General features: G+C 43.4%; 17 protein-coding genes and 2 tRNA genes. 6 read left to right on the top strand and 13 right to left on the bottom strand.

Features of this window, described 5'->3' with window-relative positions; all coding sequences use genetic code 11:
- Positions 1 to 10 precede the first annotated feature (10 nt).
- Entirely contained in the window at positions 11 to 619 is a 609-nt protein-coding gene (locus C9J12_RS26360) for a TetR/AcrR family transcriptional regulator (RefSeq protein WP_107245629.1), read from the bottom strand.
- Between the two features lie 228 nt (positions 620 to 847).
- Here C9J12_RS26360 and hpt point away from each other — a divergent pair, with 228 nt between their 5' ends.
- The gene (gene hpt / locus C9J12_RS26355) at positions 848 to 1381 is read left to right on the top strand and encodes a hypoxanthine phosphoribosyltransferase (RefSeq protein WP_006232496.1); all 534 of its coding nucleotides are present in this window, start codon (positions 848 to 850) and stop codon (positions 1379 to 1381) included.
- Positions 1382 to 1496: 115 nt separating this feature from the next.
- Here the strand turns inward: hpt and can are convergent, their stop codons facing one another.
- On the bottom strand, positions 1497 to 2153 hold the full coding sequence (gene can, locus C9J12_RS26350; protein ID WP_107245627.1) for a carbonate dehydratase: 657 nt from the start codon (positions 2151 to 2153) through the stop codon (positions 1497 to 1499).
- A 128-nt stretch (positions 2154 to 2281) separates the two neighbouring features.
- Here can and C9J12_RS26345 point away from each other — a divergent pair, with 128 nt between their 5' ends.
- Positions 2282 to 3220 (top strand): ABC transporter ATP-binding protein, encoded by a 939-nt coding sequence (locus C9J12_RS26345; protein WP_107245624.1) that lies wholly within the window; start codon positions 2282 to 2284, stop codon positions 3218 to 3220.
- Complete coding sequence (locus tag C9J12_RS26340; protein ID WP_006232499.1) at positions 3217 to 3987, top strand: ABC transporter permease; 771 nt, start codon at positions 3217 to 3219, stop codon at positions 3985 to 3987. Before C9J12_RS26345 ends, C9J12_RS26340 begins: the two co-directional genes overlap by 4 nt.
- A gap of 104 nt (positions 3988 to 4091) precedes the next feature.
- Here C9J12_RS26340 and panC read toward each other — a convergent pair whose 3' ends face one another.
- From panC to pcnB, 4 genes are read right to left on the bottom strand one after another with little or no spacing between them, the layout of a single operon-like run.
- Positions 4092 to 4979, bottom strand: coding sequence for a pantoate--beta-alanine ligase (gene panC, locus C9J12_RS26335; RefSeq protein WP_107245621.1), 888 nt, complete (start codon positions 4977 to 4979; stop codon positions 4092 to 4094).
- A 10-nt stretch (positions 4980 to 4989) separates the two neighbouring features.
- Positions 4990 to 5784, bottom strand: a complete 795-nt coding sequence (panB, locus tag C9J12_RS26330) for a 3-methyl-2-oxobutanoate hydroxymethyltransferase (RefSeq protein ID WP_107245618.1) — start codon at positions 5782 to 5784, stop codon at positions 4990 to 4992.
- A gap of 27 nt (positions 5785 to 5811) precedes the next feature.
- Positions 5812 to 6297, bottom strand: a complete 486-nt coding sequence (gene folK, locus C9J12_RS26325; RefSeq protein WP_107245616.1) for a 2-amino-4-hydroxy-6-hydroxymethyldihydropteridine diphosphokinase — start codon at positions 6295 to 6297, stop codon at positions 5812 to 5814.
- Positions 6294 to 7685 (bottom strand): polynucleotide adenylyltransferase PcnB, encoded by a 1392-nt coding sequence (gene pcnB, locus C9J12_RS26320; RefSeq protein WP_227876472.1) that lies wholly within the window; start codon positions 7683 to 7685, stop codon positions 6294 to 6296. The genes folK and pcnB overlap by 4 nt, the downstream gene beginning before the upstream one ends.
- Here pcnB and C9J12_RS31475 point away from each other — a divergent pair.
- The gene (locus C9J12_RS31475) at positions 7638 to 7769 is read left to right on the top strand and encodes a hypothetical protein (RefSeq protein WP_258191565.1); all 132 of its coding nucleotides are present in this window, start codon (positions 7638 to 7640) and stop codon (positions 7767 to 7769) included. The genes pcnB and C9J12_RS31475 overlap by 48 nt on opposite strands.
- Before the next feature lie 49 nt (positions 7770 to 7818).
- Here C9J12_RS31475 and gluQRS read toward each other — a convergent pair whose 3' ends face one another.
- From gluQRS to C9J12_RS26300, 4 genes are all read right to left on the bottom strand, one after another.
- The gene (gene gluQRS / locus C9J12_RS26315; RefSeq protein WP_107245611.1) at positions 7819 to 8709 is read right to left on the bottom strand and encodes a tRNA glutamyl-Q(34) synthetase GluQRS; all 891 of its coding nucleotides are present in this window, start codon (positions 8707 to 8709) and stop codon (positions 7819 to 7821) included.
- 164 nt (positions 8710 to 8873) lie between these two features.
- Positions 8874 to 9323 (bottom strand): RNA polymerase-binding protein DksA, encoded by a 450-nt coding sequence (gene dksA, locus C9J12_RS26310; protein WP_107245608.1) that lies wholly within the window; start codon positions 9321 to 9323, stop codon positions 8874 to 8876.
- Positions 9324 to 9459: 136 nt separating this feature from the next.
- Positions 9460 to 10164, bottom strand: coding sequence for a DNA/RNA nuclease SfsA (gene sfsA, locus C9J12_RS26305; RefSeq protein ID WP_107245605.1), 705 nt, complete (start codon positions 10162 to 10164; stop codon positions 9460 to 9462).
- A 39-nt stretch (positions 10165 to 10203) separates the two neighbouring features.
- A complete protein-coding gene (locus C9J12_RS26300; RefSeq protein WP_107245603.1) occupies positions 10204 to 10857 on the bottom strand; it encodes a 2'-5' RNA ligase family protein in 654 nt (217 codons plus the stop codon).
- Positions 10858 to 10919: 62 nt separating this feature from the next.
- On the opposite strand from C9J12_RS26300, the gene hrpB reads away from it, so the two are divergent.
- Both hrpB and mrcB read left to right on the top strand, forming a co-directional pair.
- Positions 10920 to 13475, top strand: a complete 2556-nt coding sequence (gene hrpB, locus C9J12_RS26295) for an ATP-dependent helicase HrpB (RefSeq protein WP_107245600.1) — start codon at positions 10920 to 10922, stop codon at positions 13473 to 13475.
- Positions 13476 to 13619: 144 nt separating this feature from the next.
- Positions 13620 to 16094: a penicillin-binding protein 1B gene (gene mrcB, locus C9J12_RS26290; protein WP_107245597.1), complete on the top strand. Its 2475-nt coding sequence runs from the start codon at positions 13620 to 13622 to the stop codon at positions 16092 to 16094.
- Positions 16095 to 16183: 89 nt separating this feature from the next.
- Here mrcB and C9J12_RS26285 read toward each other — a convergent pair whose 3' ends face one another.
- From C9J12_RS26285 to C9J12_RS26275, 3 genes are all read right to left on the bottom strand, one after another.
- Positions 16184 to 17440: an HD-GYP domain-containing protein gene (locus tag C9J12_RS26285; protein WP_107245594.1), complete on the bottom strand. Its 1257-nt coding sequence runs from the start codon at positions 17438 to 17440 to the stop codon at positions 16184 to 16186.
- 270 nt (positions 17441 to 17710) lie between these two features.
- Positions 17711 to 17786: transfer RNA gene (locus C9J12_RS26280), tRNA-Thr, on the bottom strand.
- 46 nt (positions 17787 to 17832) lie between these two features.
- Positions 17833 to 17908: transfer RNA gene (locus C9J12_RS26275), tRNA-Asn, on the bottom strand.
- Between the last annotated feature and the right edge of the window lie 51 nt (positions 17909 to 17959).

Genomic DNA, 17959 nt, shown 5'->3' with positions numbered 1-17959 from the left:
AAATCTAGGCTTATTTGGCAGGGTACAAAGTGTTGATGTAGCGTTCTGCTTGTTCGCGCATTCGGTCTTGATCTGGGTGTAAGTTCGACTGCAAGTATAAGATGTAGCATAGACCGTGTAGAAGGTGGGCTAAATCATCAGACGAATTATCACTATCAATTTCATTATTTTCTTTACCCTGCTCAAATGCTTCAGCAATGCGTTCCAGACTCTTTTTATTACCGCTAATAAACTGTGGCCAAATATCGTCTCGAACTGATGTGCTCCATTCAAACCAGACTTTTAACCAGTCTTGTTGTTCGATAACCGCATCGATAAGAGTGTGTGAAATGCAGCGTAAACGGGCATGTAGCGCTTTATCTTCCTCATTTAGGCATTCTGACAGTAGAAGGCTAAAACAGTTTTCAACTTGGAGCAATACTTCTTCAACCAGTGCTTCACGGGTTGGAAAGTAATTAAAGACAGTAGCCACTGACACATTGGCCATTTCAGCAATATCAGCATGTCCTGCTCTGCCTATTCCTCGGCGAGCAAATACATCTAAAGCAAAATCGAGAAGCTGCTGTTTTCTTTTTTCAGGTGAAAGACGAGTACGCGTTTTTTTTACGATCGTATCCATGAGCACGTGATCCCTAGCCATAAGTATTTATAAGTATTATATATTTGTTTTGTATGACTAACTCTACATCAGCAACAAGGCGTATTCAAACGCAACTTAATTTAAGTGTGTCGTATAATTGACACTATCGATAAAATAACTATTAGCATCAATGAATGATAGAATGTGTCTTCTTTGGTATTAGATAGCCTGCAGGCGGCTGATGCGGTCGTACTGATGGAGAATAAGATGAAACATACAGTTGAAGTACTAATTTCTGAGCAGGATGTTCAGGCACGAGTAAAAGAGCTAGGAAAGCAAATTACTGAATGTTACAAGGGTTCAGAGAACCTTGTTATGGTTGGCTTGTTGCGTGGTTCTTTTGTCTTTATGGCTGATTTAGCACGTGCAATTGACCTTCCTCATGAAGTTGACTTCATGACTGCATCAAGTTACGGCAATACAATGGAAAGTAACCGTGATGTACGTATCCTAAAAGATCTGGATGACGACATTAAAGGTAAAGATGTCCTGCTCGTTGAAGATATTATTGATACCGGTAATACGCTAAATAAAGTGTGTGAAATCTTATCTCTACGTGAACCCAATTCTATTCGTATTTGTACATTATTGGATAAGCCAGAACGCCGTGAAGTCAATGTGAACGTTGATTGGTATGGTTTTGTGATTCCAGATGAGTTTGTTGTCGGTGTGGGTATCGATTACGCACAAAAATACCGTCATTTACCTTTCATCGGTAAAGTTGTACCACTAGAAGACTAATACCTATTTTCAGAATGGTATAATAGCTTAGTGTGTAAAGCAGAATACAAAAAAAGCGACGGCTCAATGAGCAGTCGCTTTTTTATATTCTGTTTTTAGTGCATGCGATGAAAAACTACAATTCTTTTGGTGGTAGAATTGCAGACATTGCTGCTTGATAGGCGATCTCTAAAGACTCGCGACTGGTTGCCGTTACACCTAAATCGCGTAGCACACCATTATTCATGCCATAAATCCAGCCGTGAATCTTCACTTGTTGACCGCGTTCCCAAGCTTGCTGCATCACTGTCGAGTTACCCAGGTTATAGACCTGAGAGGCAACGTTGATTTCGCACAGTTTGTTGTCCCAATCTTCACGAGGTAATGTACCGAGTTCACTGCGATGCTTTAGATACAGATCGCGGATGTGCAATAACCAGTTATTAATCAGACCTAGGGGAGGGTTCTCAATCGCTGCGGTAACACCACCACACCCATAGTGTCCACAAACGATGATGTGTTTGACTTTGAGTACATCAACAGCGTATTGAATAACGGAAAGACAATTTAAGTCAGTGTGAATGACTTGGTTTGCCACATTTCGGTGAACAAATAGCTCGCCCGAGTCTAGCCCGGTAAGGCGCTCTGCGGGTACTCGACTATCGGAACAACCAATCCATAGATATTGTGGTTGTTGTGATTCCGCGAGGTGGGAAAAAAATTCGGGTGTATCTTCCTTGATGCTTTCAGACCAAGAGATATTGTTTGCGAATAATTGCTTAATATCTGCCATGATAATGCCTTTATTTAATATGCCTCTACTATACACAAACTGAACTAATAGCAAATCGGATTAGTTGTTCTTTTTTGTGAAAACGAGTGACATTTGATGAAAACTTCTAACAATTAAGATTGTATTTTATGAACGCACTGGAAATCAAAAATTTAAGTAAAACCTATAGTGGTGGCGTTGAAGCCATTAAAAACATGAGCTTATCTGTCGAAGAAGGAGACTTTTTTGCTTTACTAGGCCCAAATGGTGCAGGTAAGTCAACAACAATAGGTGTAATAACTTCGTTAGTTAACAAGACTTCGGGCTCGGTAAAAGTGTTTGGTTACGATATTGACTCAGATCTTGTTAAAGCGAAGAATCAACTGGGATTAGTACCACAAGAGTTTAACTTTAATCCATTTGAAACCGTTGAGCAGATTGTTGTTAACCAAGCCGGTTATTATGGCGTTGATAAACCATTGGCAAGAGAGCGTGCTAAAAAATACCTTAGTCAGCTAGATCTATGGGGAAAGCGCAATGAACGTGCGCGTAATCTTTCTGGTGGTATGAAACGTCGTTTAATGATTGCTCGTGCATTGATGCATGAACCTAAGCTACTTATTCTTGATGAACCAACAGCTGGTGTCGACATAGAGTTACGCCGTTCAATGTGGACATTTCTACGTGAAATTAATCGTCAGGGTGTCACGATTATTCTGACCACCCACTATTTAGAAGAAGCAGAAATGCTGTGCCGTAATATCGGTATCATTAACCACGGCAAGTTAGTGGAATGCACCAGCATGAAAGCGTTACTCGGTAAGCTAGAAGTCGAAACCTTTATTTTGGATATTAAGCTTAATGGTAATAAACCGAAGCTTGACGGCTTGAATTGGCGTTTACCTGATAACCATACCCTAGAAGTCGATATCGAAAAGGACAAAGGGCTGAATACGATTTTTACCGCTTTGACTGCGCAAGGGATTGACGTTATGTCGATGCGCAATAAATCGAACCGTTTAGAAGAATTGTTTGTGACGCTAATTGCACAGAGTCAAGCATCATCAAACAAAGAGGCGCAAGCATGAACCACCAATTTTGGATCGCTTTTAAAAGCCTGATCACCAAAGAAATTCACCGCTTTACTCGCATTTGGGTGCAAACCTTGGTACCACCTGCTATCACCATGACCTTGTATTTCATTATTTTTGGTAACCTTATTGGTAGCCGAATTGGCGAGATGAACGGTTTTAGTTATATGGAATATATCGTACCGGGTCTGATCATGATGTCGGTGATCACCAATTCATATTCCAATGTGGCCTCATCTTTTTTCAGTGCTAAATTTCAGCACAACATTGAAGAGTTACTCGTAGCACCTGTCCCTAATTACATCATTATTGCTGGCTATGTCGGTGGTGGTGTATTGCGTGGGTTAGGGGTTGGTTTTATTGTTAGCGTAGTATCACTCTTTTTTGTTGATCTAAGTATTGCTCATTTAGGGGTGATTATTGCAACGATCTTGATGACGTCGATTGTATTTTCACTTGGCGGATTGATTAATGCGGTGTTTGCTCGCACATTTGATGATATTAGTATTATCCCAACCTTTATTTTAACCCCGCTGACCTACCTTGGCGGGGTATTTTACTCTATCAATTTATTGCCTGAATTTTGGCAGGGCGTGTCAAAGCTGAACCCTATCGTTTATATGGTGAATGCATTCCGTTACGGTTTCTTGGGGGTGTCTGATGTGGGTATTGTGACGTCATTTGGGGTACTTACCGGATTTATCCTTTTCTTATATTCGATTGCTTATTATCTGATTTCTCGCGGTATTGGCTTACGTTCGTAAGACAGCATAGTAAAGTAGGAAAAGTGGTAACAAAAAGGCCGATTATCTTTTGATATTCGGCCTTTTTTAAACAGCGTTATCTGTCGTGCTAAGCGAGTTGTCTCTTATGACTCAGCCGCTTCTGCTACAGGCGCTGCTGGTTGGGTCAGTTCGACCACTTGATTGTCGATTAAGCGAGCTTTACCAAGCTGTGCAGACATCAGAATGACCGCTTGCTGGGTTTCTTCTGATACTGCTTGTAGCGTCACTGCATCACGAATGTAGCTTTCATCAGGTTGAAGCCCTGCAGCACGAAGCTGATCATTGGCGTCAACGATAATTTCAGAGTAATCCGTACGACCACCGCGCATTTGGCTGCTCACCCAACGCATTGTACGTGCTAAAACTGGGGCACGTTGGCGTTCGTCAACAGTCAGGTAACCATTACGGGAACTCATAGCTAAACCGTCCATTTCACGGACGGTTGGCACGCCAATGATGTCGATATCCATAGCCATGTCGAGTGTCATCTGACGCAATAGTGCCAGCTGTTGGTAATCTTTCTCACCGAAGCAAGCGACGTCAGGCTGCACCATGTTGAACAGCTTGGTTACAACTGTTGCAACGCCACGGAAATGACCTGGACGCAATGCGCCTTCTAGCATTTGCGATAAGCCTGGTACTTCAACAAATGTTTGACGTTCCAAACCTTGTGGGTACATAACTTCAGGTGTTGGAGTGAATACAAGGTCAACCCCTTCGCTATTCAATTTCGCCAGATCATTTTCTAAAGTACGCGGGTAGTTTGTTAAGTCGTCAGCTTTTTCAAACTGCATTGGGTTAACAAAAATACTCACAACAACAATGTCTGCATGTTCACGAGCTTTACGTACTAACGTTAGATGACCATCATGAAGATTGCCCATCGTTGGAACAAAAGCGATACGACGACCTTCACGACGCCATGCGCGAATCTGCTCTCTTAATAGGGCGATTTCGGCGAATGTTTGCATCTTTTATTCCTTACTCAAAGGTGTGTTGGGGCCCAGGGAAAGTACCGGCCTCAACCTCTTCTAGGTATTTGCTGACAGCTGTACGCATGTCGCCAGTTTCAGCGAGATAATTTTTTGAAAAACGCGGCATGTAGTTGGCAGAAATACCAAACATGTCGTGCATCACTAGGATCTGACCATCTGTTACGTTACCAGCGCCAATCCCAATAACAGGTACTTCAACTGCTTTAGTAATGCGCTCTGCAAGACTTGCAGGTACACATTCCAGCAAAATGATTTGAGCACCAGCATTTTTCAATAAAATAGCATCTTTGACCATCTGTTCAGCGTGATCAAAATCGCGACCTTGAACTTTGTATCCACCAAAAATATTTACAGATTGCGGGGTCAGACCTAAGTGAGCACATACCGGAACCGCACGCTCTGTGAGCTTTGTGACAGTTTCAGCTAACCATGCTCCACCTTCCAGTTTTACCATGTTAGCGCCAGCTCGCATAAGCTCTGCGGCACTCTCACACGCTTGTTCTGGGGTGCTGTAGCTCATGAATGGCATATCAGCCATTAAAAGAGAGTTCGGGCTACCAGCTCGTACACACCGCGTGTGGTAAGCAATATCACTTACACTGACTGGCAGGGTGTCAGGTTTACCTTGTAAAACCATTCCCAATGAATCGCCAACCAGCATTACTGGTACTTCCTGTTGCTCAAACAATTGAGCAAAACTTGCATCATATGCTGTTATCGATGCAAATTTACGACCTTCATGCTTCCATGTCATCAGGTCGTTGATTGTTATTTTTTTCATAACGTCTCCCTCACCCTGATCAATGTTTTATGCTTGCCAGATAGCTAAGCCATTGCGGTCTACCTGCGTTAATAACTGCGAAAGTGCAGTATTATCAGGCAGAATCAAATCAGGGATAATTTCGGCAAGTGGATAAAGTACAAATTCACGTACTTTCATTCCATAATGTGGAACGGTTAATCGTTCACAGTGATGTTCCAGATCGCCATAAAGTATGATGTCGAGATCCAAGGTTCTTGGTCCCCAGCGCTCATCTTTACGGACGCGTCCATGCTCAAGCTCGATAGCTTGGGTTGCGTTCAGCAGCTCTAACGGTGTTAATGTGGTGTCGATAGCAACAACAGCATTAATATAATCCGGTTGATTTTGTGGCCCCATCGGGGTACTGCTGTATAGCGAGGATTCGGCAACCACTGTGATTGCCGGAATCTGCTTTAGGGCTTTTATAGCACTCATTGTTTGTGAAATGGGATCACCCAGATTACTACCAATGGCGATATAAGAACGGATCATGATGATGTCTTTGCTTGTGGCTTTTTACGACGTTGTGGACGGCGACGACGAGGGCGGCGTCCTCCATCATCATTAACTTCTTGAACCATCTTCCCGCGTAGTGGGCGGTCAGCATTTTGGAATTCATTCCACCAGCTGGTTAGCTCAACAATATCATCGCCTTCAAAATGGCTACGCATTTCCATGAAATCGTACGCTGCACGGAACTTAGGATGTTCCATCATTTTGAATGCACGCTTGCCAGAACGACGGCTAAAGCGAATTTGTTGCTGCCAGATATCACGAACAGTCGTGGTATGACGGCGTGGAATGGCAATACTGCGAACTTGTTCATCTAAGATGTCGTTAGCGGCAACCATAAAGGCATCATAAAATGCTAAACCACTAGCAAAAGATATTTCTTCTGCACGTGTTGTTAGCGGATACCACAACATCGCGGCATAGATAAATGCAGGGTTTACACGTTTATCTTCAGCGATGCGCTTATCTGTCGCTGCTAAAATGTGTTCAATCATTTGTTCCGTTTGGCTGCTGTGATCTTCAGTAAAGTGATCGGCCAGAATAGGGAACAATTGTTGAAATAGATTGTATTGACGAAGCAGCTTGTATGTTGCTAAACCTTGACCCGCTTGAAGCAGCTTTAAACTTTCTTCAAATAATCGTGCAGATGGAATATCTTGCAATAATGGTGCAAGTTCTTCAATCGGCGCGGCGGTTTTCTCTTCAATCGTCATGTCTAATTTAGCGGCAAAGCGTACTGCACGCAGCATACGAACCGGATCTTCACGATAGCGTGTTTCTGGATCACCCATTAAACGCACAATGCGGTTATTGAGATCTTCTACGCCATTTGCGTAATCAGTTACCGTGAAATCTTTTGCGCTGTAATACATGGCATTGATCGTGAAGTCACGACGTTCAGCATCTTCATCTATCGTGCCGTAGACATTGTCGCGTAACAACATGCCTTCTTGGCTTTTCGATGAAATCTGCTGTTTACCCTTTTCGTCGGCTTTATCTTTAACTTCTACTTTCGGTGGCACATCAGAGTGATGACCTCGGAAAGTAGCGACCTCAATAACATCACGACCAAACAAGATATGCGCAAGACGGAAACGGCGTCCAATCAGGCGGCAATTACGGAATAGACTTTTAATCTCTTCCGGCGTTGCGTTGGTCGCAATATCAAAATCTTTAGGTTGTTTGTGTAATAAAAGATCACGTACACCACCGCCGACTAAATAGGCGTCATAGCCCCCTTTATTCAGGCGATAAAGTACCTTCAGCGCATTTTCGCTGATATCTTTACGTGAAATGCCGTGCTCTTGGCGTTGAAAAACTTGCAAGGGTTGGTCCTCGGTATCGCGAGTACTACTGTCGCGATTCAGTACTTTACGGCAAAAGCTGGCTACTCGATTAAAGATAATACACCTCGTATTCGTGCATCTGGTTCAACAAACAGCCGCATATGATATATCACAGCAAGCCATTTTAGAATGGCAGTGCTCATTTACCCTGATTTTAATGTGTCTTGGTTAGGATTATTTCTGTCATTTTTGGCAGATTATCGATACACCAAGCGTTAATACCCCATTGTAAAACGTCTTTAAGCTCTTCTTTGATAAGTGTTGCTGGTGGTGTCATACCAAGAAAAGACATCGCTGCAATCAATGCTGGAACAGGGTGACTTTTATCAATAGCTGGCGCATGATTTTGTTTTGATAACTTATTTCCGTTATCGGTGACTGCTAATGGTAAATGCAAATAACTCACTTCAGGGTACTGTAATTGGCGATATAGGCCAATCTGCCGTCCCGTTGGTTCAATGAGATCTGCACCACGAACAACCTCTGTTATGTTTTGTTCAATATCATCAAGTACCACCGCGAGATTATAGGCATACAGCCCATCACGACGGCGAATGATGAAATCTTCTTGTGCTAATGTCGCCGGAATGTCTATTCGACCATGCAATCTATCAACAAAATATGTAATGGGTGTGTCAACGTTAAGTCGAACGGCACTATTTTCTGCTGAGCGATGAAGATGGCGGCAAGTACCGGGATAAAAACCACCTGCTGTTTTAATTTGTTTTCGAGTACATTGACAGTAATACGCGTCGCCACCATGCAACCATTGATCTATTTGATCTTGATAAGCACCATGACGTTGGCTTTGATACATGACACTGCCATCCCATGTTAACCCGTATGCCTCTAATGTACGTAGAATATCATCAGCCGCCCCCCTTATTTCGCGTGGAGGGTCAAGATCTTCGATACGAACAAGCCATTTTCCATGTTGTGAACGCGCTTGTAGGTAGCTGCCTAAAGCTGCAATCAACGAGCCAAAATGAAGTGGACCTGAAGGGGAAGGGGCGAAACGTCCTACATAGTGAGTATCAGTGGTCATAAACACATTAAAACAGAGATAGTGGTTGGAAAAGTCCCAATTATATTAAGTAAATGTTTTCAATCTCTTAATATGATTGATGTACGTTATAAAATGATCGTAAAGAAAAGAGGGAGCGTTTGCTCCCTCTTTCAATCAGTTGCTGCTTAATACCTTTTGGGGTATTAGCCTGCCATCTGCTTTTCTTTAATTTCTGCAAGTGTTTTACAGTCAATACATAGATCGGCAGTTGGGCGAGCTTCAAGACGGCGGATACCGATTTCAACGCCGCAGGAATCACAGAAACCGAAATCATCATCTTCAATACGTTGAAGTGTCTTTGCAATTTTTTTAATCAGCTTACGTTCACGGTCACGATTACGTAGTTCCAGGCTGAACTCTTCTTCTTGAGCTGCGCGGTCTACTGGATCCGGGAAGTTGGCTGCTTCGTCCTGCATGTGGTTTACAGTACGATCAACTTCTTCACGAAGCTGGTTACGCCATGCGTCGAGAATTTTATGAAAGTGCGCAAGTTGCTCCTCTCCCATGTATTCTTCGCCGGCTTTTTCTTGGTATGGTTCTACCCCAGCAATAGCCAGGATGCCAAGTGATTTTTTAAGCTTGATCTCTGGCATATAGCATCTCCTAATATACCGAATAACCGTCACTGGTTAATTTTGGGCGCTATCTATAGCAGAAAGGCGTATTTGTAGCAATTACTGTATGTGTTCAATTTTATACCAATGTGAAGAAAGCATCACTTTTTCAATATTATTGGTTGAAATTCATACAGTGATTTAATTTGATTTCATCTTGGTTTAATGTTGCTTTATAACAGATGATTTCAACGCCAGCCTGTTCTGCTTGTTTAATTAAACGATAGTAGTCCGGGTCTATGTGGTGTGCCGCAGACACATTTTCAATGCCTGAATGCAAAATAGCGAAAAAAAGTACTGATCTTTGACCATTTTGAGCGACTTCGATCAATTCCCTTAAGTGTTTTTGCCCTCGAGTTGTTACCGCATCAGGGAAAAAACCTTGACCATTATCTAATAATGTAACGCTTTTCACCTCAATATAGCAGACAGGTTTATTTTTATCTTCTAACAGAATATCTATCCTGCTGTTTTCACTACCATACTTAACTTCGGTTCTTAGCGACGAATAGCCTTGTAATTCTGTGATGGTACCAGCGTTAATTGCCTCTACAACCAGTCGGTTAGCTTGTGCTGTATTAACACAGATCCAATGCCCATTTGCTGTTTCAGTGAGCTCCCAGCTATTAGGATATTTACGTTTTTTATTTTCTGATGTTGAGAACCAAACGGTATTTCCGGGTTCAGCACAGCCAGTCATCGCTCCTGTATTGGCACAATGAATGGTGCGTATTTCGCCATCGGGTAATTCAATATCAGTAAGGAAGCGTTTATAGCGCTTTATTAATGTAGCTGATTGAAGAGGGGGATCAAACTTCATGGGTATGGGTTCCTAGGCGGTATTGGGTTGTTAACATGATCAGTTGTTAAAACGAGCAGCTGCTAACGCCCATTGTTGCAGGCAACGGTATTGAACGTCGCTACCATGAGCTGTTTTGATAGTCTCTGAAATATACAGACCAAAGTGTTGAAAGTGAAAGTCTAATTGTTGAGATAACGATGATAAGTGTGGGCGGGACGTTACCTTTTTACAGAGTGTTATGTGGGGTATATAACCCGATGCCGATGCTTGGCTACTGGCCGAAGCACTAACAGCACCACTCGTTGAATGGATAGCGGCCTGTTGAAGTAAGCTGACCAGCGTCTGGAGTGCTGCTGATGGTCGCTGATGAGGCTGCTGGTAGACAGGATGGTAGGCATGACAATCAAGCCAAATCACTTGGCTACGTGACCAATAGTGCAATCCTGAGCATGATACTGAAAATGCTTGAGGTGCAATAAGTTGATTCACATTGGTGATTAATCGCTGTTTCTGCTGTTGTTTGATGGCACCAAGAAACACTAAGGTAATGTGTAAATTATTATTAATAACAGGTTTCCCCTGCACTTCTGCGGCAACCGTGCTTTTAAGTCGGCATAGTTGCTGAAATGGCTTTAGATTACCGTTGTCTTGTTTATTGGTATTAGGGGGCAAACCCAATGCAAAAAATAGCCTTTCCGTAATGTCACTCATTTGACCTCACTTTCTTGTACAATGTTGCCTGCTCTATTAGATCATGACATAAGGTTTTCATCTTGTCGCACTTGCCTATCGATACTGTTTTACCTGATTTACTGACGACATTGGCGATCAGTCCTCAACTGATCCTAAAAGCGCCGCCCGGGGCTGGTAAATCAACTCGCTTACCTCTTGAGTTATTAGCGTCTCGTTCCAAGGCGATACGTGATGGTGCTCGCTTAGGGCGTATTATTATGCTGGAACCGCGTCGTTTAGCAGCGAGAAATATCGCGAATTACCTCTCGAAACAGTTGGGTGAGCGCGTGGGTGAAACGATTGGGTTACGAGTCCGGGGTGAAACTAAGGTAAGCAAAGCGACGCAGTTAGAGATTGTGACCGAAGGGGTTATGACGCGAATGCTGCAGCAAGATCCTGAATTGAAAGGTATCGATTTACTGATATTTGATGAATTTCATGAGCGGAGTATTCATGCAGATACGGCGTTAGCACTCGCCTTGGAAGTACAAGAAGCCTTACGTGATGATTTAAAGCTGTTAGTGATGTCGGCAACCTTAGATGCCGATGCGCTCAAAAGTTTATTGCCTGATGCTGGCTATATTGAATCGGATGGACGGTGTTTTCCTGTTGAATACCGCTATAAGTCGGTAAGTGACCACTATCAGTTATTAGAGAGTTGTTGTCGGGAAACGCTTCAGCTGTTGGATGCAGAATCTGGTTCGATATTGATTTTCTTGCAGGGAGCGGGAGAAATAAAGCGTTTAGCTGATATGTTGATAGAGCGGGTCGCAGACAATGTGTTGATCAGTCCGCTGTTTGGACAGTTGAGCAATGAGCAGCAGCAACAAGCGATTATGCCCGCACCGAAAGGCCAACGAAAAGTGGTATTGGCGACCAATATTGCCGAAACAAGCCTGACCATAGAAGGCATTCGATTGGTGGTTGATTGTGGTTTAGAGCGTATTGCACTGTGGGATCCTAAAACAGGTATCAGTCGTTTAGAGCAAGTGCGGATAGCCCAGTCATCAGCCGAGCAGAGAGCGGGGCGAGCAGGGCGTTTAGAACCGGGTATTTGTGTACGTTTATACAGTGAAGAACAGCTTTCTCGTCAACCGATGACACCTCAGCCTGAAATTTTACGGGCCGACCTTACTTCTTTGGCGATGGAATTAGCCCAATGGGGCTGTAATGATGCCAGTGAATTACGTTGGTCTGATGTACCACCACCGCCGGCTTTACTGCAATCACGGCGCTTACTGCAGCAACTTGGCATTATGGATGAGCGCTTTCAGTTAACTGATGTGGGTAAACAAACGCAGACCATGGGGACCGATCCTCGTCATGCTGTTATGTTGATTGCAGCGCAGCAGTTTGATGCCAACCACACGTCGGGCAGTACCTTGGCAATGACAACGGCAGCATTGCTGGTGGCATTATTGGAAGATCCACCGCGTGGCATGAACAGCCCTGATTTGCATTTTCAACTCAATTTGCTGGAAAGCGGTAAATTACCTCGTGCTCGCCAGTATCAATTGCGTGCTAAACAACACCTTGCCAAACTATCTCTTACCAAGAGATGTATTGATAAACCACATCTTGATAAACCACACCAACCTGCTTCGTTATCATTGTTGATTTCTGCCGAATGGATAGCACCGATAATGGCGGCAGGTTATCCCGATCGTATTGCTTTATCGCGGGGCACTGATGGGCGCTATCAATTGTCGAATGGGCAAGGGGTAATGCTGCCAGCCGATGAGCCGATGGCAAATGAAGCCATGCTGGTGGTTGCTGATGTTGTTAAGACGAGGCAAGGTGATAGCCGAGTCTTTTCATGTGTTGCAACCGATAGTAATCGCTTACAAGAACTATTGCCGTCTTTATTTTCAGAGCGAGAATGGCTTGATTGGGATGATAAAAAAGGGCGTTTAACCGCAGAAAAACATCTGTGTTGCGGTAAGATTATTCTACAGCGCAGTGTGATGGATGCCCCTGATCCAGCGAAAGCGAGTGAAGCGTTATTAAATGCCATTATGCGTAAAGGGTTATCTGTTTTACCTTGGAATGAGAAAACCTCTAATTTGTTGACGCGTGCACGTTGTGCGCATGAGTGGTTACCAGAGTTAGGTTTGCCAGAGATGGATGAGCAGACCTTATTGGTTGATGCTGAACTATGGTTGTTACCTTTTATGACCGGAATGACCACGCTTAAATCTATTGCGCGACTCGATTTAAAAGCCGCGCTCGAAGCACGGTTAGGGTGGGAACAAGCGAAAACGCTGGATGTAGTGCTTCCCACGCATTTTCAAGTCCCAACGGGTTCACGTTATCCTATTCGTTATCAAGTTGGTCATAAACCAGCGTTAGCGGTACGGATGCAAGAGATGTTTGGTGAGAAAACATCGCCTCAGATAGCCAATGGACGTGTACCGTTAGTGTTGGAGCTGTTGTCTCCAGCCCTACGGCCATTACAGATCACGCAAGATTTAGCTGCATTTTGGCAAGGTTCTTATCGTGATGTCCAAAAAGAAATGAAAGGGCGATACCCGAAACATGTTTGGCCTGATGATCCGGCTAAGCATTTACCAACCCGCAGAACGAAAAAATATATGTAGGTATTCGTCTAGTTGATGTAATGAATTAAGCACCTAATTTTAAATAAAAAGAATATGAGAATATTCTTTTATGATGCAAAAAACGTTTACCATAATGCAGCATAAAAGAATAATGATTTTGGGAACCACCATAGTTGAAGCATTATGACGATCTTGTCTGACAGCCCAATGGCTCCAGAACGTAAGCAAGCAAAGTTGCACGCTACCAGAAGTAAAAAGCTTGATCCTAAAAAGCCTGCAACGCCTCGCCGTAAATCCCCGGCCAAAACGGTAGTAAAAAAAGCACCCGCTAAAAAAATACCTAGAAAATCAACGGGTACACGTAAGAAAAGTACTCGCAAGAAAAAGCCTCAACAATCTGGTTGGTTACGCTGGTTGATGCTATTTGGTTTCAAGATCAGTTTAGTAGTATGCGCGGTGTTATTAGTGATCGGTATTTATCTCGATACGATTGTACGAGATAGAATGGATGGTCAGATTTGGAATTTGCCTGCCGTAGTTTACGGGCGTGTATTAACCCTGCAGCCTGGGCAGCCGATCAGTTTACAAGAAGTTCGCCGTGAACTGGATTTGTTGCAATACCACAAAGTGCGGAACCCGCAACGTGTGGGTGAGTATTCATCATCTTCGACTCGGATTGAGTTTTTCCGTCGCTCATTTGATTTTGAAACGGGACCAGAAAACCAGCGTCATGTCATGTTGACGTTTGATAAAAGTGGATTAAAAACCATAGAACAAGTTGGCACCAAAAAGCCGCTGGGTTATGTACGATTAGAGCCGAAAATGTTGGGGATGTTAGGTTCGACGACAGCAGAACAACGTATGTTCTTGCCTCGAGAGCAGTTTCCAGAGGTATTGGTCGATGCTTTGTTGGTGACTGAAGATCGTGATTTCTACCATCATGATGGTGTTTCTCCCTTGGCGATTGCACGTGCTTTATTTGCAAACATAAAAGCAGGGCGCACAGTACAAGGCGGCAGTACGTTAACACAGCAGCTAGCAAAGAACTTATTTTTAAGCCGAGAAAGAAGCCTGTGGCGTAAAGTCCGTGAAGCATATATAGCGATGATCATCGACTACCGTTATAGCAAAGATCAAGTTTTAGAAGCCTATTTGAATGAGATCTATTTGGGGCAAAATGGGGCGAAAGAGGTCCATGGTTTTGCGCTTGGGGCCCGTTTATATTTTGGGCGTCCTATTCAAGAATTACGGATTGATCAGTTAGCGATGTTAGTGGGTACGGTAAAAGGACCGTCTTACTATAACCCATGGCGTAATCCTGAACGGGCACGTCAACGTCGTGATCTAGTGCTTCGTTTAATGATGGATAACGGGATCTTAAGTGGTGAACAATACGAACAAGCGGCATCTCGTGCATTAGATGTGCAGTCGAAGCCAATGATTGCGACCCGTCAGCCTGCTTATTTCCAGCAACTACAGCGTGAACTGAAGCAAAAAGTAGGTGATAAGTTCACCCCTGGTATTGGTTTACGCATTTTTAGTACGTTAGATCCTCTCTCACAACAAGAAGCTGAAAATACAGTGGCAGAGATGATCCCGAAGCTGAATAAAAAAGCTGGGGTATCTGTCGAAACTGCCTTAGTGGCTGCTGATCGTCAAACGGGAGAAATTCGCGCCATGATTGGCGGCAGTCGTCCTGGTTATGCAGGTTTTAACCGTGCACTCGATGCGAGCCGTCAAATTGGATCTTTGGTTAAACCTGCAGTCTATTTGGCCGCGCTTCGTCATCCAGAACGTTTTACGTTGGCCACAACTATTGATGATAAGCCTATCGCATTGAAGGGCAGTAAAGGGACACAATGGAAGCCGCGAAATTACGACCGTAAATTTCGTGGAGAAGTACCTTTGTATTATGCATTGGCAAAATCGCTTAACGTACCGACCGTTAATCTAGGGATGCAAGTCGGCTTAGGGGCGGTGATTGATACCATGGAGCAACTAGGGGTTGATCGAGATGAAGTCCCTAAATTACCGTCAATTTTACTGGGCGCATTTACGCTAACCCCGTTTGAGGTGACGCAGATGTTCCAGACGATTACCAATGGTGGGCGTAAGTCCAAACTGACCGCGTTACGTGCCGTGGTCGATCTTGAGGGTAACCTGCTGTATCAGAGCGTTCCTAAAGCCTCTAGAGCAGTGCCAGAGCAAGCAGCATGGCTTACGACATATGGAATGAAGAACGTTGTCAGCCAAGGTACAGCCCGTTTTCTGCAGCCGACATTTGGTTGGGCTGCATTAGCGGGTAAAACAGGTACAACCGATAAAGCGCGTGATAGCTGGTACGCCGGTGCTGACGGGCGTGAAGTCGTCACAGTATGGATAGGTCGCGATGATAATAAACCAGTTCGATTAACGGGTTCTGCTGGTGCGTTACGTTTGTATGCCAATTACTTGCAACGTCGCCAACCCATCGTGTTACGACTTGATTGGCCAAGTAAGATCACAACGGTGAAATACGATAGGCAGCCTAATGGTACGTTAAGCTTTAATTGTAGCGGTACGCAGTCTTTGCCTGCATGGGATACCGACGGAAAATTGAAAGCGCAATGCACCGGTAATCAACCTAAAGCGTGGATAAAAGAGATGTTTACTTGGTAGTGATTACTTACGGGTTGTTGCGTGAAATAAAAGCCCTTATGAGTTAAGGGCTTTTTTATGCCTTGAGTCTAAGATCATTGAGTTTATCGTTAATCATTAGGGTCAAAATAATATGAAATACGTACCCGAGGATTAAGATAAATATGCACCTTTTCGGGGAGCTTATTAGGTGGTATCGCTCGTTCGATTTTTAATTCACTTTCTTCCAAATCTAAAATAGGTGCCTCATTGGGAGGTACTGAAGGATCGTAAATTAAAATATTTGGATACAGTAAGCGATCTGAATTAACTGAAACCACTAACCCTAATTGTTGGTTGGAGAGTTGCACGACACTACCAGGAGGGTACACCCCCATCATTCGAACCAATAACGCTAAAAAATCACTGTTATATTGCGATTTTTTATTTTTGAATAAATAAGATAGGGCGCTATAGGGAATGCGAGATTGGCTCTTATCCGTGGGATGACACAGGTTGTCATAAGCGTTAATGACAGAGACTAGTTGAGCGTATAAATCGATGTCATCGGCTTTCAGCTGTTTCGGATAACCGCTACCATCAAGCATTTCATGATGCTGAAGCAGAATAGGCATTGCGGCTTTAGGAAAGTTATCAGCAAGGCTAGCTAAATCAAAACTGTATTTAGGGTGCAGTTTCAAATAGTTGATTTCAGGTGCTGATAATGGTGTTGTTTTTCGTAAGATCGCGGTTGGGATTTTAAGCTTTCCCATATCGTGAAACAGTGCGCCCAACGCAATGACTTTAATTTCTGCAGCTGACATTCCGTGAGACTTGCCCAACAGCATGGATAACACAGCAACATTCAGAGAATGAAAGTAGATATCTTCGGAATCTTTTTTATCATTCATTAAATGCAATGCGACATTGTCTGCTTCCATTAAAGTATCCACCATGCTTTCAACTAAAAAGTTAGCTTCAGTGATGGCATTTAATGGGCGGCTTTTAATTTTCCCCATAATGGAACGTAGCTGTGACATGGAGCGATCAAAATTCTTTTCACAACGTTGAATTTTACGTTTGTAGTTTCTAAGGCGTTCTATTCGCCCTTGTTTTTCTTGCCAGAGTTTTTCTGCTTGTTTATCGAGAAATTTCTCTTCTTGTTCAGAAATGTTATCTGCTGTTGTCTCGGGGGCAAGAGGGTTGTTATCACTCTTTTCTGGCAGCAGGTAAACAAACTGAATGCCTAGTTTTTGGATCAGGCGAATTTGCTGCTGATCTTTAATTTTGAAATGATTTCGAAGAAACGGGTGATCAGCCCATTGCAGTGGCAACTTTATATATAAGCCTTCGGTTAGTCGTTCCACTGAGATTTTGATGCTGGCCATTAATGAGAATTAACCTTGCTTGTTGTATGTGGGGGCGTCGTCACTTGAAGTGCAAAACTGCTGAGCGGTTTAGCTGGTATTGATTATACGTATTATGGCCTAACACTAATATCCGAAGTTATACGTATATTCGGTATTTTCTTCATTTTGTTAGGCTTATCAATAGATACTTTTGATAAATGAGTTAGAGGTATCTATTGGTGAGGAAGATGCCTTTGACGAAAAAAAGATAAAAAAAAACCTCATCCGAAGATGAGGTTTTCCAAAAGATGGTGCCGACTACCGGAGTCGAACTGGTGACCTACTGATTACAAGTCAGTTGCTCTACCTACTGAGCTAAGTCGGCACACTAAATTTTGTACTATAAGCGGATTTCTCAACTTAAAGTTATTTGGCTCCCTTTGCTGGACTTGAACCAGCGACATACGGATTAACAGTCCGGCGTTCTACCAACTGAACTAAAAGGGAATTGTAATGGTGCCTCGAGGCGGAATCGAACCACCGACACGAGGATTTTCA

The sequence above is a fragment of the Photobacterium frigidiphilum genome (assembly GCF_003025615.1).
Lineage (GTDB): Bacteria > Pseudomonadota > Gammaproteobacteria > Enterobacterales > Vibrionaceae > Photobacterium > Photobacterium frigidiphilum.
Note: the sequence above shows the minus strand (reverse complement) of the source record. Positions and strands in the feature narration are given on the sequence as shown.

Bases quoted from the DNA above. Each gene is read 5' to 3' on its own strand.
- sfsA (WP_107245605.1), bottom strand. From the start codon at position 10,164: ATGAAGTTTGATCCCCCTCTTCAATCAGCTACATTAATAAAGCGCTAT.
- gluQRS (WP_107245611.1), bottom strand. From the start codon at position 8,709: ATGACCACTGATACTCACTATGTAGGACGTTTCGCCCCTTCCCCTTCA.
- panC (WP_107245621.1), bottom strand. From the start codon at position 4,979: ATGCAAACATTCGCCGAAATCGCCCTATTAAGAGAGCAGATTCGCGCA.
- C9J12_RS26300 (WP_107245603.1), bottom strand. From the start codon at position 10,857: ATGAGTGACATTACGGAAAGGCTATTTTTTGCATTGGGTTTGCCCCCT.
- hpt (WP_006232496.1), top strand. From the start codon at position 848: ATGAAACATACAGTTGAAGTACTAATTTCTGAGCAGGATGTTCAGGCA.
- mrcB (WP_107245597.1), top strand. From the start codon at position 13,620: ATGACGATCTTGTCTGACAGCCCAATGGCTCCAGAACGTAAGCAAGCA.
- C9J12_RS26360 (WP_107245629.1), bottom strand. From the start codon at position 619: ATGGATACGATCGTAAAAAAAACGCGTACTCGTCTTTCACCTGAAAAA.
- panB (WP_107245618.1), bottom strand. From the start codon at position 5,784: ATGAAAAAAATAACAATCAACGACCTGATGACATGGAAGCATGAAGGT.
- C9J12_RS26340 (WP_006232499.1), top strand. From the start codon at position 3,217: ATGAACCACCAATTTTGGATCGCTTTTAAAAGCCTGATCACCAAAGAA.
- dksA (WP_107245608.1), bottom strand. From the start codon at position 9,323: ATGCCAGAGATCAAGCTTAAAAAATCACTTGGCATCCTGGCTATTGCT.
- folK (WP_107245616.1), bottom strand. From the start codon at position 6,297: ATGATCCGTTCTTATATCGCCATTGGTAGTAATCTGGGTGATCCCATT.
- C9J12_RS26345 (WP_107245624.1), top strand. From the start codon at position 2,282: ATGAACGCACTGGAAATCAAAAATTTAAGTAAAACCTATAGTGGTGGC.
- C9J12_RS26285 (WP_107245594.1), bottom strand. From the start codon at position 17,440: ATGGCCAGCATCAAAATCTCAGTGGAACGACTAACCGAAGGCTTATAT.
- can (WP_107245627.1), bottom strand. From the start codon at position 2,153: ATGGCAGATATTAAGCAATTATTCGCAAACAATATCTCTTGGTCTGAA.